Raw genomic sequence first — 14,751 nt, forward strand, 5'->3', positions numbered from 1 at the left:
CTGACGGAAGTCAGGATCCTTTATCACTCCGCCGGAGGGGCTTGGTCCAAACCGTAGTGATAATGGATCCCAGCGTCCGCTGGGATGACTATGGCGGGGGAGGGGGCGGTGCTTTCCTCCGTCCGTGCCTGACCTTGCACGGCCGAGGCCCTCGTATGGCGGTGCATCCCATTCCCGTGGCCGGGCGTTCATGCCGCAACCCCATAGGAGTGCCCGCGATGACCGACCAGCCCAGCCTTACCCTGAACGACGGCCGGTCGATGCCGCAGATCGGCCTCGGCGTGTACCAGATACCGGCGGACGAGACCGCTGGCGTGGTGCAGGCCGCGATCGACGCGGGATACCGCGCGGTCGATACCGCGACGATCTATGGCAATGAGGAAGGCACCGGCGCGGGCGTGCGGGCGCGGGACGAGACGATCTTCGTCACGTCGAAGCTGTGGCGCGACGATTTCGGATATGACGCCGCGCTTAAGGGGTTCGAGAAGAGCTTCGATCGGCTCGGGCTGGACTGGGTCGACCTGTATCTGCTGCACTGGCCGTTCGTGGAACAGGATCTGTTCGTCGAATCGTGGAAGGCGCTGGTCCGGTTGCAGCAGGAGGGGCGCGTGAAGTCGATCGGCGTGTCGAACTTCACCATGGATCATCTGGAACGGATCATCCACGATACGGGTGTCGTGCCGGCGGTGAACCAGATCGAGCTGCATCCCAGTTTCCAGCAGGTCGAACTGCGCGCGTTCCATGACGAGAACCGGATCGTGACGACGAGCTGGAGTCCGCTGGGGCAGGGGGCCGCGCTGGACGACCCCGCGATCGCGGCGATCGCGCAAAAGCATGGCCGGACGCCCGCGCAGATCGTGCTGCGCTGGCACATCGAGGCGGGACTGGTGGTGATCCCGAAATCGACCAGTCCGGCGCGGCTGGCGGAGAATATCGCGATCTTCGATTTTGCGCTGGATGCCGACGACGAGCGTGCGATCGCCGCGCTGGACCGGCGGGACGGCAGAATCGGACCGGACCCCATGTCGATGGCCTGACAGACGCACTGCCGCGCTCTATGCCCCCCCCGGTGAACGATGTGGGGGCACATGACGGAGATCGAAGAACGGGCATGGTGGGATCGGTGGCGGGTCCTGCTGCCGCTAATCCTGCTGCTGGCTGTGCCGTTGCTGTGGCCCACCGTGCCGCCGCTGAACGACCTGCCGGCGCATATGGGTCGATACCGGATCATGCTGGAAGGGCCGGCATCGCCGCTGGCGGTGTGGTACGCGATCGACTGGAGGCCGATCGGCAATCTTGGCGTCGATCTGGCGGTGCTGCCGCTGGCCCGCGCAATCGGGCTGGAACCGGCGGTGAAGGCGGTGGTGACCGCGATACCGGTGCTGACCGGGCTGGGCTTCATACTGGTCGCGCGGGCGGCGCACGGACGGGTGCCGCCTACCGCGGCGTTCGCGCTGCCGCTGGCCTATGGATACCCGTTTCAGTTCGGGTTCGTGAACTTCGCGATGGCGATGGCGCTGGCGTTGGTCGCGTTCTCGCTGTGGTTGCGGCTGGCGCAGGCGGGGCGCTGGCGGCTGCGTGGCGTGCTGTTCGTGCTGATCGCGCCAGTGATCTGGGTCGCGCATGTCTTTGGCTGGGCGGTGCTGTGCCTGCTGTGCGGCATGGCCGAACTGGTGCGGTATCGGCGAGCGGGGCAGGGGTGGCCGGTGGCGGCCATGCGGGCGGCGGTCGCGTGCCTGCCGGTTATGCCGCCGGTGCTGCTCATGCTGATCTGGCGATCGGTCGGGCCGGCTGCGGAGACCGCGCTGTTCTTCGACTGGCAGTCGAAGCGTGGCTGGCTGGAAAGCGTGTTGCGCGACCGGTGGGTGATGCTGGACGGCGCGTCGGCCGCGCTGCTGGCGGGGCTGATGCTGCTGGGTGCGGTCCGTGTGCTGCGGTTCGACCGGGCGTTGCTGGTGGGGGCGGGTGCGCTGGCGGCGGCCTATCTGCTGCTGCCCAAGGTATTGATCGGGTCGTTCTACGCGGACATGCGGCTGGCGCCGTTCCTGGTCGCGCTGAGCGTGCTGGCGCTGGCGCCGCGCGTCGGCACGCCGCGCTGGATGCAGCATGGGCTGGCGGTGGCGGCATGCGCGTTCTGCCTGGTCCGGATCGGGGCCGCGACCGCGAGCCTTGCGATCCAGGACCGGGCGATCACGGAACAGACGGCGGCGATCCCGCATATACCGCGCGGTGCGCGCGTGCTGGTGCTTGTCGCGCTGCCCTGCGTGCGGGGATGGGGGCCGCCGCGGATCGACCATGTCGGCAGCCTGGCGCTGGTCCGGCGCGGCGCATTCGTCAACGATCAGTTCGCCGATCCCGGTGCGCAGCCGCTGCGCGTGCGCGGCAACTGGCCGGCGGACTGGACGCGGTCGCCATCGCAGGTGGTGCGCGTGGGCGGTTGCGCGCGGGCCGAACCGTTGCTGGACGACCGGCTGGCCCGCTTTCCCCGCGCGTTGTTCGACCATGTCTGGCTGATCGGCGTGGCATCGGCGGACCGGCCGGTGGTCGCGGACCTCACGCCGCTATGGGCGAGCCCGGTGGGTGCGCTGTACCGGGTCAGGCGTCTGCCGCCGCCGCCACGCGGGCCTGCGCGACCCTGAGGTCCTCGACGAAGCGCTGATATTCCTCCTCCGCCTGCACCTTGTCGGGCAGGCGGAGGAGGTAGCTGGGGTGGACGGTGACCCACGCCTCGCCGCCGTCGGCCAACGTGATCGCCCGTCCGCGCGAGCCGGAGATGGTGACGACCTTGCCGAGCAGCGAACGGGCGGCGGTGGCCCCCAGCGCGACGGTGACGGCGGGGCGGACGAGGACGCGTTCCTGTTCGATCCACCAGCGGCAGGCGTCGATTTCGGGCGCGCCGGGCTTGGCGTGGATCCGCCTGCGTCCGCGCTGTTCGAACTTGAAGTGCTTGACCGCATTGGTGACGTAGACCTGCGTCCGGTCGATCCCGGCGGCGTCGATGGCGCGGTCGAAGACCTGGCCGGCGGGGCCGACGAAGGGACGCCCTGCCAGATCCTCCTGATCGCCGGGCTGTTCGCCGACGAACATCAGGCGGGCGTCGACCGGCCCTTCGCCGAATACGGTCTGCGTCGCCGGGCCATAGAGCGGGCACCGCGTGCAACCGGCCGCCTCCCCGCGCAGCGCGTCCCAGGCGGCCCCGGCATTGTCGCCGATGTCGGCATGCGCGGTTTCGATCATGCCGCTCTCCCTCTTTTGTGCGCCGGCCAGCAGATCGGGGATCAGTGCGGTTTCGGGCATGTTCTTCCAATATTTACGCGGCATTTCCTTAGTCATCGCGCCCACCTTCACGCGGGCGGGATTGAAGATCGCGGCGTAATAGGTCTTCCACATTTCCTCCAGCGGATCGCCGTCGGGCGCGTCGGTCTTGCGCGCGCCGGGGGCGAAGGCGAGCGCTTCGCCGTCCCAATGAACCGAGAGTTCGGGCGTCAGGATCGACCAATGCATGGTTGCGAAGCGGCGTGCGAAGAAGTCCGCATTGATCCGGACGATATGATTGTCCGGTTCGAACCATGCGACGTAGCGCGTTTCACCGCCATCGACCGGCAGTTCGCGGAAGCGGACGAAGGCGCGCATCTTGTGCATGTCGCGCCGGACGTCCTTGGCCATATGTTCGATGCGCTGGACGAGTGGATCGGCCTGGTCGTCCAGCAGTCGCGGCTGCGCGCGGAGCCGGACGAGCAGCGTGTAGAGCAGCGCGAACCGTTCGGGATCGCGGTGGCAGAGCGCGGTGCGGGCGAGATCGACGAACGGGCGGGGTACGGAAAAGGCGCCGCGGGCGGCATCGGGCGATGCCTCGTCCCCGAACAGGTCGGCCGGGCGTTCGCCGACCTGCCAGACGACGTCGTGCGGCGGCACCTGCGCCAGGGCGAGCGTGCGGGCGGCCGCACGCCAGCCGTCGAAATCATCCTCGGCAGACAGGGTCGCGACACGCATGACGACCAAGACGCACGAAAGCGCCGCGGGTTGCCGCGACCCGGCCGGCAAGCGTCGGAAGCGGATGCCGATCCCGCGGAGAACCGATGCCGATCGATGCTGAAGTCGGACCGGAACAGCGATCCGTCCGACCCACGTTCGGGGATAGTCGCCGTTCAGTTGGACGCTGGCTAATATGGCCCGAACCCGGCAGCCGGCCGGATGCCGTCGTTATTGGTCCGCGCGGGTTCGGGCTGGCGACGCAGGTGATGACACCGGCGCGCACGCTGAAGCATTCCGCATCGTGCGACAGGGTTCCAGCCGCCGTGGATTTCCACGCGCGGGCGGCTGGCCGGCGGCATAGTCCCGTGCTGCGGCCGGTGCGGCACCGCGCGAGCGTGCGGTAGGAAAGATGTGCGATTCGGGCATGGGGACCCCGGCTAGGGACGCGGAACTGCCATGTCGGGGGCTGGGTGGAAAAGATGAGGGAAATGGTGAAGTTCGGGTTCCGATGTTGCGTTTGGCGGCACAGGATCCCGGCGTCCATACGGATCGAGTGCTTTCCGCCACCTGGACGGGGGCCTAAGCCGCGAAGAGTTCGAGCTGTTCCTTCTTCGGGACGATCTGCGTCTTCAGGTCGGCTCGGTCGGTGAGCGCGATGGGGCTCCAGTCGGCGGCGGCGATGAAGGGGCGGACCTTGGTGATCGACACGGTGAGCCGGCCGACATCGTCGAGCCGGAGCGCACGCCAGCGCCGGCTTGCGATGATCGCGTTGACGGCCTTCACGCCAAGCCCGGGGACGCGGAGCAGCAGTTCGCGCGGGGCGCGGTTGACGTCCACCGGGAAGGTTTCGCGGAACTTGAGCGCCCAGGCGAGCTTGGGGTCGATATCGAGCGGCAGCATGCCGTCCGCCCCGGTTGCGGCGACGACTTCCCTGGGCAGGAAACCGTAGAAGCGCATCAGCCAGTCCGACTGGTACAGCCGATGTTCGCGCATGAGCGGCGGGCGCTTGAGCGGAAGGATGGCGGAGGCGTCGGGGATCGGACTGAACGCGGAATAATAAACGCGGCGCAGGCTGAACCGGTCGTAAAGGGTGGACGCCTTCGTCACGATATCGCCGTCGTTCGCGCTGTCGGCGCCGACGATCATCTGCGTCGACTGGCCGGCCGGCGCGAATTTGGGGGCGGCGCGATACTTCTTGCGCGCGTCGTGGCCGTCCTCGATCGCGGTCTTCATCTCCTTCATCGCGCCGTCGATGCGATCGGCCGACTTCTCCGGCGCGAGCCGCTTCAATCCGCCGACGGTCGGCAGTTCGACGTTGATCGACACGCGATCGGCATGCAGCCCGGCCTGGCGGACCAGTTCGGGATCGGCGTCCGGTATGGTCTTCAGATGGATGTAGCCGCGGAACTGATGATCCTCGCGCAGCGATCGGGCGACCTCGACCAGTTGCTCCATCGTGTAGTTGGGCGTGTTGATGATGCCCGACGAGAGGAACAGACCCTCGATATAGTTGCGGCGGTAGAAGGAGAGCGTGAGGTTCACCACCTCTTCCGCCGAGAAGCGCGCGCGGCGGACGTTCGAACTTTTGCGATTGATGCAATAATGGCAGTCGAAGATGCAGCTGTTGGTCAGCAGGATTTTCAGCAGCGAGATGCACCGGCCGTCGGGTGCATAGGCATGGCAGATGCCCATGCCCTCGGTCGATCCGATCCCCTTCTCCTTGCCGGCGCTGGACCGCTTGGAAGTACCGGACGAGGCGCAGGATGCGTCGTATTTCGCGGCATCGGCGAGGATGGCGAGCTTTCCGCGGGTGTCGAGTTGCGCCATCTGTACCATCTATGTTCTGTGAAGGGCGATGTCCAGATCGCGGTCAGGGGATATTCTTGGCCTCGCGCCGGGCAAGGTCACGTTCGGCGCGGGCCTGCGCCAGGAACTGCTGGAAACAGCCGGTCTGCCCGTTCGATCCGCCGGTGTTGCAACTGCCGGGCAGACCCTGGCGGCTGACATTTTCGAGGTCGAGCGAGCGGGCACCCCAAGCCATTGCGGGCTGGTCGGTCTTGCGCTTGTTGCGCAGCGGTTTCGGCACGCGATAGCGTTCCCCCTCCGGCACGCGGGCGCAGACGATGATTTCCTCCCCCGTGCTGCGCGGGCAGGGATCCTTGCCGTAGACGGTCAATTGCGAAATCCGTTCGGGCGGCGTGCCGCTGACTTTCGGCATGTCCTGCGCCGAAGCGGGGACAGCCGTGGTCGCCGCCAGCAGCAGCCAGAGCAGAGCGGGCGTCTTCATCGATCTTCTCCGATATGAACCACCGGATCAGGCGCGCAACCGGCTGAGCGCAGGATGAACGTCATGCGTCCGTGGCGTCGAGCTTCAACAGCGCATCGCGCGCCGCGTTCTGTAGCACCTCCGCCGTGGTCGGGTGGTAGTAGGCCTGATCCGCCAGTTCGTGGAGGGTGAGGCCGGACGCGATGCCGTGTGCCACGAGATGGGCGACATGTTCGGCATCCGGGCCGACGATGGTGGCCCCCAGCACGCCGCCGTCATGATCGGCATAGAGCCGCACCAAGCCATCGCTGCGTGCCTCGACATGGACGCGCCCATTGTCGCCGAAGCTGGCCGTGCCGGTGACGCCATCGTCCGGCAGTTCGTCATATTCGACGCCGACGACGGCGATCTGCGGGTCGGTAAAGGTGATGGCGAGTAGCGGAAGGATGGGATCGCGGCGCAGGTCGTCCGGTCGGGCAGCGTTGTGCCCGGCCAGTCGGCCGGATCGGGCCGCCTCGTGCAGGACCGGACGACAGGCGCGCGCGTCGCCGGCGATGAAGACCATCGAATCGCCACAGCGGCCGGTGGCGGCGGCGAAATGCGGGGTGCCATGGTCGTCGCGGTCGAGCCCGCTGGCGTCCAGGCCCAGCATGTCGAGCGCCGGGGGGCGGCCGGCGGCGGCAAGGACGAGTTCGAAGCTGTCCTCGCCCGCCGCATCGCCGTCCCACGCCAGCCGGACGCCGCCGTCAACGGGTTCGGCGGCGGTCAGGTCCGCACCCAGATGGATCGTGAAGTCCTGCGCCAGTCGGTCGCGCGCCACCCGTTCGGCGTCGGGATCGGCGATGCCAGCGATCCCGTCCGATTTGTCGATCACGGTCACGCGCGTCCCCAGGCGCGCGAAGGCGGCGGCCAGTTCCAGTCCGATCGCCCCCGCGCCCAGCACGGCAAGTGTCGCCGGCAGAGTCGCGATTTCGAAGATCGTGTCGCTGGTGCGGACGCGGTCGGCCACGGCATCCAGTATGTCGGGAAGCTTCGGCGCGGACCCGGCGGCGATGACGATCGCGCGCGGTGCGATCTCCGGCCCGCCGTCGACCGAGAGCCGGTCGGGCGCGGTGAAGCGCGCGCGGCCGCGGATGTAGCGATCGGCCGGGATCGCGGCGACGTCTTCCATGACGGACGCCACGAAATAGTCGCGCTCGCGGCGCACCCGGTCCATCACCGCGGGTCCATCCACGCCGACCGTACCGACCGACACGCCGAACGATGCCGCCTGGCGCGCATGGTGGATGCTGGCGGCCGCCGCAATGAGCGCCTTGGACGGCATGCACCCGACGCGGGCGCAGGTGGTGCCATCCGGTCCAGCCTCGATCACCACGGCGTGCGCACCCGTCGCGGCAGCCGCCTTGTAGGCCGCCAGCCCGGCGGAGCCGGCCCCGATGATGGCGACGTCGCAGTCGATGCGCTGCATTTCACTCTCCCGAATTAGCGACCAACGCCCGAAATCGCCGCTATGTCCCTCTCGGACGCACAGCGAAAGGGTTCACGGCGCGGCAGGGACCGCGGTGTGCCCCGCGAGCAGCGCCAGCGCGCGGGCCAGCACCGGATCGATCCCGGCGCGCAACTGGGCCAGCGACTGGACGACGGGGAAGGCGGGGACGAGCCCGCGCCCTTCCAGCCGGACGTCGTTGGCGGTGCGGATGTCGAACACCGCCACCCACAATTCTCCGCCGTCGGGCAACAGCGTGCGCGCGGCCCCGGTTACGGCACCGGCGGTGGTGCCGCCGACGACGACACCGCGCCCGCTGTCCTGCACCAGCGCGGCCAGGATTTCGGCACCGCTGGCGCTGCGCGGCCCGACGAGCACGGCGAGCGGACCGGCAAAGCTGCGGCGGCCGGCCCCAACGATCGGCACGGCCAGCGTGCGGCCGCGCGCGACGCGGTTCAGCAGCGTGCGTTTCCGATCGAACAGCAGCCCCGCGACGCGCGCGACGGACAGCGCCTCGCCCCCTTCATTCTCGCGCAGGTCCAGGATCAGCGCGGCGGGGGGATCGGCGGCGATCTCGTCCACCATCCAGCGATCCTCGCCACCCGCGAAGACGTCGAAGGCGAGCAGCAGGACGTCGTGCCCCAAGCGCGTGGCCCGGCGGGCCGGTTCGGGCGGCAGCAGCGTGCTGACCAGATCCAGCGTGCGAGGCCGGTCCGCCAGGTCGCGAAAGGCGAAGCGCGCCCGTTGCCCGGCGCGGGGGTGCCAGTCGTCGTCGACCGGGCGGCCGTCCACGCTGTCGATCAGCCAGCCGGGCCGGACACCGGCCGCCGCCGCAGGACCGTCCGCGCGGACCGCCAGCACGCGCCAGACGCCGTCCGTGGGCCAGGCGGACAGCCCGAACTGCGCGCTGTCCGCGCCGGCGTCCGCATCGGCATCGCGGCGGACGGCACCGGGTGTGCGGATGTAGACGTGGCTGTCGCCGACCGTGGCAAGCATGGCGGAGAGGATGCGGTAGAGCGCGGTTTCGTCCGGGGCGGCGATCGCTTGCGGGCGGTAGCGGGCGTAGGCGGTGTTCCAGGCTTCGCCCAGCCGGGCGCGGTCCCAGTAGCGGCGGTCGACCTCGTCCCAGACGCGGTCGAACAGGCGGGCGTTTGCGTCTGCAACGGCCGCCGGTGCCGCCGCGGCGAGCGACAGGCCGGCGATCAGCGCCAGCAGCGCGCGACGCGTGGTGGGCGCGATCAGGGGGCCGTGCATCGCAGCGTCAGGCGGCGGGTGCGGGTTTCAAACCGGATGTCCGGGCAGGCATCGAGCAGGTCGCGGCCCAGCGTGACCGCCGATATCGCGCGTTGCGGCGGCGGGGTGCGGGCGGTGACGCGGATGTCGCCAGCTACGATATCGGGGGCGGAATCGACGCCGGGAACCGGGGGCAGCGCGTTGTCGCCCCGGAAATCCGCGGTACGGACCTGCGCCCGGGCGATCGTGAAGCCGGCGATCGCCACCGGCCGGTCGAGCAGCATGGTGCGGACCGGGCGGGGGATGCCGAAGGCGCGCGTTTCGGTGCCGGTCTCCGCGGTGAAGCGGCCCGCGCCGCCGCGGGCGAGCACGGCGGCCCCCGCACCGGTGGCGAGCGTTGCGGCATGGTTCAGCGTGAAGAGGAGCAGGACCGGGCCGCCGGGGGTGCGGGCGCGGGTGAACAGGCCGAGATCCTCGCTGCGTTCCATGGCGAAGTTGACGGTACGGGTGGGCGTGGTGGCGGCGGGCGAGGTGAAGTGGAGTTCGGCGAAGGGGAGGAGGTCGGGCGCGATTTCGCCGTCGACGTTCGTGCAGCAGGGGCGCGGGTAGCTGGAGGCGGTGACGTCGACCTTGCGGCCGGCGACGATCAGGCGCGCGCGGGCGACGCGGCCGGGAATAGAGATGCGGCCGACTTGGGCGCCGCCGTCGCGTTCGAACTTGAGGGTGGTCAGGCTGGCTGCGGCGTCGGGGTTGAGTTCGACCACGGCGTGCTGGTCCAGGGCCACGCGGAGGCGGAGCGGCACGTTGTCGATCGTGGCGGACACGACCGGGTCGGCGCGGTCGAGCGTCAGCGTGCCGGTGGGGGCGGCGAGCAGGAGGGCGGTCAGCGCGGCGATCATGCGGGCACGATGGTCATGGTCGGCATGACGCTGCGCTGAATACCGTCATCAACGCGGCGGGCCGCCCAGCTCGCGGTTGAGGTAGGCGAGGATCATCGCGGCGCGTTGGGCATCCTCGGTGCGGTCGGCGCCGGCGGCGTGGCCGCCTTCGAGTGCCTCGGAATAATAGAAGCGGTCGCCGAGCTGCTCCAGGCGGGCGGCGAACTTGCGGGCGTGGGCGGGGTGGACGCGGTCGTCCTTGGTCGATGTGTAGATAAAGGGCGCGGGGTAGCGGACGCCGGGCTTCAACTGCTGCAACGGCGAGTAGCGCTGGATGAACGCCCAGTCGGCGGGGACGTCCGGGTCGCCATATTCGCCCATCCACGATGCGCCGGCCAGCAGGTGGGAGTAACGCTGCATGTCGATCAGCGGCGATCCCATCACGACCGCGCCGTAGAGGTCGGGGCGCTGCGTCATGGCGACGCCGACGAGCAGCCCGCCGTTGGAGCGGCCGGACACCGCGATCTTCCGCGGGGCGGACACGCCGGTGCGGATCAGGTCCTCCGCCACGGCGTGGAGATCGTCATAGGCGTTCTGGCGTTTCTCGCGCAGCGCGGCCTGGTGCCAGGCGGGGCCATATTCGCCGCCGCCGCGGATGTTGGCGAGGACATAGGCATTGCCCTGTTCCGCCCAGAACAGCCCGACCGGGCCGGCGCGGTAGGGTTGTTCGGTGAGGTAGGTCGGCGTCTGCGCTGCCTTGAACCCGCCATAAGCGTGGATCAGCGCGGGGACGGGCCCGGTGGCGCCGGCGCGGCGGACGAGGAAATAGGGGATCTTCGTCCCGTCCTTCGACGTGGCGAAGCGTTGCGTGACCGAAAACTGCTTCGCGTCGAAGCGGGCGGGGAGGGCCTGGACGACCGTCGGTCTAGCGCCCGGTGCGATGGCGTAGAGCGTGGGGGGCAGCGTCATGCCCTCCACCGTGGCGAAGGCGAGGTCTTGCGCGCCCGATGCGGTGTCGAGATGGACGGTGGCGTTGGCGGGGAGCGGGAGCGCGGTCTGCGTCCAGCCGGTTGCACCGGGCGTGGCGGGGCGGGTGAGCGCGACGAGCTTGCCCGACACGTCGTCGAGCAGCTTCACCCACAGGACGGACTTGCCGGCGGAGACCTCCTCGATCGCCTGGGCGCGGGTGGGGGCGAGCACCAGTTCGGGCGTGACCGGGCGGCCGGCCAGCACGTCGGCGATGCGGTAGGCGACGAGCGCGCCCTGCGGCTGGGACCCCCACGCGCTGTTCAGCTTGGCGATCAGGCGGCCGTCGATGACGTCCTGGACATCGGCGTCAGCGGGGAGGGGGGAGGGGACGAGCCGGCCGTCGGGCGCGACGTGGCTGAGTTCGGACCGGTAGAAGTCGAGCCCGCGCATGTAGAGCGGCCAGGCGGTGGTGCCGTCGACGATGGTGGTGACGCCGACCCGCACGTCGGTGGCGCGCCCCTCGCCCACCACGGGGGCGGCGGCGAGAGCGGTGCCGCGGACCCAGCGCTTGACGATCCGCGGATAGCCGGAGGTGGTGAGCGTGCCGGCCCCGTAGTCGGTCGCGACGTACAGGCTATCGCCCGGGCCCCAGGCGACGTCGCTCTTGGCGGCGGGCAGCGTGAAGCCGCCGGGGACGAAGCGGCCGGCGGCGAGGTCATATTCGCGCTCCACCCCCGCATCGGTGCCGCCGTCGGCGATTGAGACCATGCAGCGGTCATAGGCGGGCGCGCGGCAGGTGGCGCCGTGCCAGACCCAGCTCTTGCCCTCCGCCCGGCCGAGCGCATCGACGTCGATCAGCGTGCGCCACTGCGGCTTGCCCGCGCGGAACGCCGCGAGTGGCGAGATGCGCCACAGGCCGCGTGGGTTCTTCGCGTCGCGCCACAGGTTGAGGACATTGTCGCCGGCGATCTGCGGCGTCGCGATCTGCGCATCGTCCTGCAAAAGCCCAAGCGCGCGGGCGCGCGTGGCGGCGAACCCCGGCGTCGCCTCCAGCGCGGTCCGCGTCGCCGCATTCCACCCCCGCACCTGCGCCAGCGCCTGCACCCCCTCGACCTGTTCGGTATAGGCCAGCGGATCGGGCGTCGCGGCGAGCAGCAGCAGGGCAAGAGCAATCATGCGGGACCTTTCCGGAGGGAGGGGTCAGCGTATCCTGTGATGGGTGTGGGGGGAAGGTGGGGACTTGATTTCGGTGAGCAGCGTCAACGAAAGCGATGAGCCAAACACTAGGTCCATGTTGATTCTCAAGCCCGAGCGCGCAACGCAACTCTCTTTTCAACCCCGGTCATTCGACAACGCCAATGACACAGTGCTTCGCTCACGCCAAATTCGGCTGCAATACTGGAAACGGACAAGCCGCAACTACGGTCCCGGAGCAGAGCTTGCTCAGGCAGTAGTAATGCTGCCCCAAGCCAATCGGCTTCATCCTCTTGTTCAGGAGAATAATCAGATAAGAGAAGTAGCCCGCTGGGAGACACGGTCACCTCGGCCGGGATGTGCTCAAGGGTAATATGTGCAAGTTCGTGCATAAGCGTTGCAGTTTGCCTGGTTCGCGGATGCGTAGAGTTTAAGACTACAACGTGCGTGCCTTCTTCAAGCAGGGTCATGCCGGACCAGCTATCTGGGTCGGTCCGAAGCAGCTGGGTAGCGTGCTCTAGTTCTAAATCGAGCTCGTCGGCGCCGAACACCATGGCTGAAAGCGTATCAGCAAACTCCCAGGGGCAGAGCCGCGCCATGGGGTCTAGCCCGAGACTGACACGTGCGGATACCGACCGACGTTCCGCTTCCGCCTTGAACCCACGTCTCATTTTATTCCTCGCGCTCCAGCTCCGCACGAGCTCGACGCGCTCTTTGAGCAGCAAGAATTAGCGCGCCAAGAGATGTCGCAGTCTCTTTCGATACCGTCGGCTTCTTACGAAAATGAGCTACTGCACGCCCGGGGCTTGCCACAGAGGCCTCACGTTCCACGCCAAGAAAACGTGCGGGATCTACCTCTAACCAACGGCAAATCTTAGCGAACGTCGCCAAGTCCGGCAGATTGCCATTCTCGACCCTCGATAATGTTGCAGGACTGACCTCCGCGTCAGCCGCCGCCGCTCGGATACCTCGTGTACCCCGCTTACGAATTATCAGTCGGCCCAGTTCCTCAATCGGAAGGGTCATAAAATCTCCAACAACAGCGTTGACTCGAATCCAACGCACCAGTAGCGTCTCTCCAGTAAGACAAGTCGCCTCACGGCTGAAACTGCCTTATGTCTAAGACGGTGAATCAGATGCACGCTTAAGTGTCAAGCGTTCGGTGATTCAGCCAGATATAAAGGAAGCAGAAGATGAGCGGTAAGAACCAGTATGTTGTTCGCAATGGGAATGGTTGGGGCGTTCGTGGGGAGGGTAATTCTCGCCTGACCGCGCGTTGCGAAACCCAGGCCGAGGCTATCGGAATGGGGCGTGAGATCGCCCGCAACCAAGCCGCCGAACTTCGTATCCAGGGCAGTAACGGCCAGTTCCGTGAAAGCTGGAGCTACGGCAACGATCCGTTTCCACCAAAGGGATAAGTGATGAAACTGACCTTTAATGGAAAGAACATCACTTCGTCTGGGCAACTCGGTCGTGAGTTCGAGAAGTCCGTTCGATTGGCTATGGATGCGCAGGTCAAGGCAGCTGCACCTCCTGGAGTAAAGGTTAGAAAGACCTCTCAAGGCTACGTTGCTGAAGGCGACGCGAACGCGATTGAAAAAATGGCTGATCGTCTGGGGAAGTAGCTCTAGCCTTTCTGAATGTCTCTGGGGCGCGATCTATCAGATGGCGCCCTTTTTTTGATGGTTTCCGAATATTGGCTCACGGTTGGGGCTTTGCGCGGACTTGGCTTTGAACGCGGGCGCTGACTGACGGTAACAGGCCTGTGCCTCAACCGACGCTTGCATCCCCACCACACCGTGTCCCAAAACACTCCCATGACAGAACCTCTCTATGCCGGCGTCGAGCTCGGCGGAACGAAGTGTGTGTGTATCCTGGCGGCCGGGCCGGGTCAGGTGGTGGCGACGGAGCGGATCGCGACGGGGGCGCCGGGGGCGACGCTGGGGCGGATCGTGGACGTGCTGCGCGAATGGGACGTGGGGACGCGGGCGCGGGCGCTGGGGGTCGGGAGTTTCGGGCCGTTGGAGCTGGACCCTGACGCTCCGGATTATGGCCATGTCGTGCGGACGCCGAAGCCGGGGTGGTCGGGGGTCGATATCGTCGGGCCGCTGGTCGCCGCGACCGGGCTGCCGGTGATGCTGGACACCGACGTGGCGGGGGCGGCGCTGGCCGAGGGGCGCTGGGGGGCGGCGCGTGGGCTGGCGAGCCACGCCTATGTGACGGTCGGCACGGGGATCGGGGTCGGGATCGTCGTCAATGGCCAGACGGTGCGCGGGCTGGGGCATCCGGAGGCGGGGCATTTGCGGATACCGCGGATGGCGGGCGACGACTGGCCGGGGCACTGCCCCTATCATGGCGATTGCGTGGAGGGGCTGGCGGCGGGGCCGGCGATCGCGGCGCGCAGCGGGCGGGCGGCCGAGCGGCTGTCCCCGGACGATCCGGCGTGGGACGGGGTGGTCCATGCGTTGGCGATGATGCTGCACAATCTGGTGCTGACCACCGCGCCGCAGCGCATCCTGCTGGGCGGGGGCGTGCCGGTGGGGCAGCCGCATCTGATCCCGCGGATCCGCGCCGCGCTGGTCGAGAGCCTCGGCGGTTATGCGCATGCGGAGCGGGTGGCGGGGGACATCGAGCGGTTCGTGTCAGGCCCGGAACTGGGCGCGATGGCGGGGCCGATGGGCGCGATCGCACTGGCGAGGCTGGCAATCGCGGACGTCGCCGCCTAGAGCAGGGGTGCGCGACGACAGGCA

Annotated in this window: 14 protein-coding genes; 5 read left to right on the top strand and 9 right to left on the bottom strand. The window is 68.2% G+C overall.

Annotated elements, in window-relative coordinates:
* The first annotated feature begins 218 nt into the window (after positions 1–218).
* Together BKY59_RS09565 and BKY59_RS09570 are read left to right on the top strand one after the other, a co-directional pair.
* Complete coding sequence (locus BKY59_RS09565) at positions 219–1,037, top strand: aldo/keto reductase (protein WP_076070971.1); 819 nt, start codon at positions 219–221, stop codon at positions 1,035–1,037.
* A 51-nt stretch (positions 1,038–1,088) separates the two neighbouring features.
* Positions 1,089–2,639, top strand: a complete 1,551-nt coding sequence (locus BKY59_RS09570; protein WP_083672031.1) for a hypothetical protein — start codon at positions 1,089–1,091, stop codon at positions 2,637–2,639.
* Here the strand turns inward: BKY59_RS09570 and BKY59_RS09575 are convergent.
* The 9 genes from BKY59_RS09575 to BKY59_RS09615 all read right to left on the bottom strand — a co-directional run bounded on the left by BKY59_RS09575 (position 2,596) and on the right by BKY59_RS09615 (position 13,027).
* The gene (locus BKY59_RS09575) at positions 2,596–3,993 is read right to left on the bottom strand and encodes a UdgX family uracil-DNA binding protein (RefSeq protein WP_076071025.1); all 1,398 of its coding nucleotides are present in this window, start codon (positions 3,991–3,993) and stop codon (positions 2,596–2,598) included. The two genes, BKY59_RS09570 and BKY59_RS09575, sit on opposite strands and share 44 nt — an antisense overlap.
* Before the next feature lie 561 nt (positions 3,994–4,554).
* A complete protein-coding gene (locus BKY59_RS09580) occupies positions 4,555–5,802 on the bottom strand; it encodes a putative DNA modification/repair radical SAM protein (RefSeq protein WP_076071027.1) in 1,248 nt (415 codons plus the stop codon).
* Between the two features lie 43 nt (positions 5,803–5,845).
* A complete protein-coding gene (locus BKY59_RS09585; RefSeq protein ID WP_076070974.1) occupies positions 5,846–6,262 on the bottom strand; it encodes a hypothetical protein in 417 nt (138 codons plus the stop codon).
* Positions 6,263–6,323: 61 nt separating this feature from the next.
* Complete coding sequence (locus BKY59_RS09590) at positions 6,324–7,709, bottom strand: dihydrolipoyl dehydrogenase (RefSeq protein ID WP_076070976.1); 1,386 nt, start codon at positions 7,707–7,709, stop codon at positions 6,324–6,326.
* A 72-nt stretch (positions 7,710–7,781) separates the two neighbouring features.
* The gene (locus BKY59_RS09595; protein WP_076070977.1) at positions 7,782–8,981 is read right to left on the bottom strand and encodes a S41 family peptidase; all 1,200 of its coding nucleotides are present in this window, start codon (positions 8,979–8,981) and stop codon (positions 7,782–7,784) included.
* Entirely contained in the window at positions 8,966–9,859 is an 894-nt protein-coding gene (locus BKY59_RS17690; protein ID WP_076070979.1) for a hypothetical protein, read from the bottom strand. The genes BKY59_RS09595 and BKY59_RS17690 overlap by 16 nt, the downstream gene beginning before the upstream one ends.
* Positions 9,860–9,907: 48 nt before the next feature.
* A complete protein-coding gene (locus BKY59_RS09605) occupies positions 9,908–11,983 on the bottom strand; it encodes a prolyl oligopeptidase family serine peptidase (protein WP_076070980.1) in 2,076 nt (691 codons plus the stop codon).
* A 125-nt stretch (positions 11,984–12,108) separates the two neighbouring features.
* The gene (locus BKY59_RS09610; RefSeq protein WP_240500050.1) at positions 12,109–12,600 is read right to left on the bottom strand and encodes an ImmA/IrrE family metallo-endopeptidase; all 492 of its coding nucleotides are present in this window, start codon (positions 12,598–12,600) and stop codon (positions 12,109–12,111) included.
* A gap of 73 nt (positions 12,601–12,673) precedes the next feature.
* Positions 12,674–13,027, bottom strand: coding sequence for a helix-turn-helix domain-containing protein (locus tag BKY59_RS09615; RefSeq protein WP_076070982.1), 354 nt, complete (start codon positions 13,025–13,027; stop codon positions 12,674–12,676).
* Positions 13,028–13,194: 167 nt separating this feature from the next.
* Between BKY59_RS09615 and BKY59_RS09620 the strand changes: the two genes are divergently transcribed.
* The 3 genes from BKY59_RS09620 to BKY59_RS09625 all read left to right on the top strand — a co-directional run bounded on the left by BKY59_RS09620 (position 13,195) and on the right by BKY59_RS09625 (position 14,727).
* Positions 13,195–13,419 carry a DUF2188 domain-containing protein gene (locus tag BKY59_RS09620; protein ID WP_076070983.1) on the top strand — a complete coding sequence of 75 codons (225 nt, stop codon included), beginning with the start codon at positions 13,195–13,197 and terminating at the stop codon, positions 13,417–13,419.
* Between the two features lie 3 nt (positions 13,420–13,422).
* Positions 13,423–13,626: a hypothetical protein gene (locus BKY59_RS17390; protein WP_129586329.1), complete on the top strand. Its 204-nt coding sequence runs from the start codon at positions 13,423–13,425 to the stop codon at positions 13,624–13,626.
* A 192-nt stretch (positions 13,627–13,818) separates the two neighbouring features.
* Complete coding sequence (locus BKY59_RS09625; protein WP_076070985.1) at positions 13,819–14,727, top strand: ROK family protein; 909 nt, start codon at positions 13,819–13,821, stop codon at positions 14,725–14,727.
* Positions 14,728–14,751 lie beyond the last annotated feature (24 nt).

The organism is Sphingomonas montana, from assembly GCF_001956315.1.
GTDB classification, from domain to species: Bacteria; Pseudomonadota; Alphaproteobacteria; order Sphingomonadales; family Sphingomonadaceae; genus Sphingomonas_R; species Sphingomonas_R montana.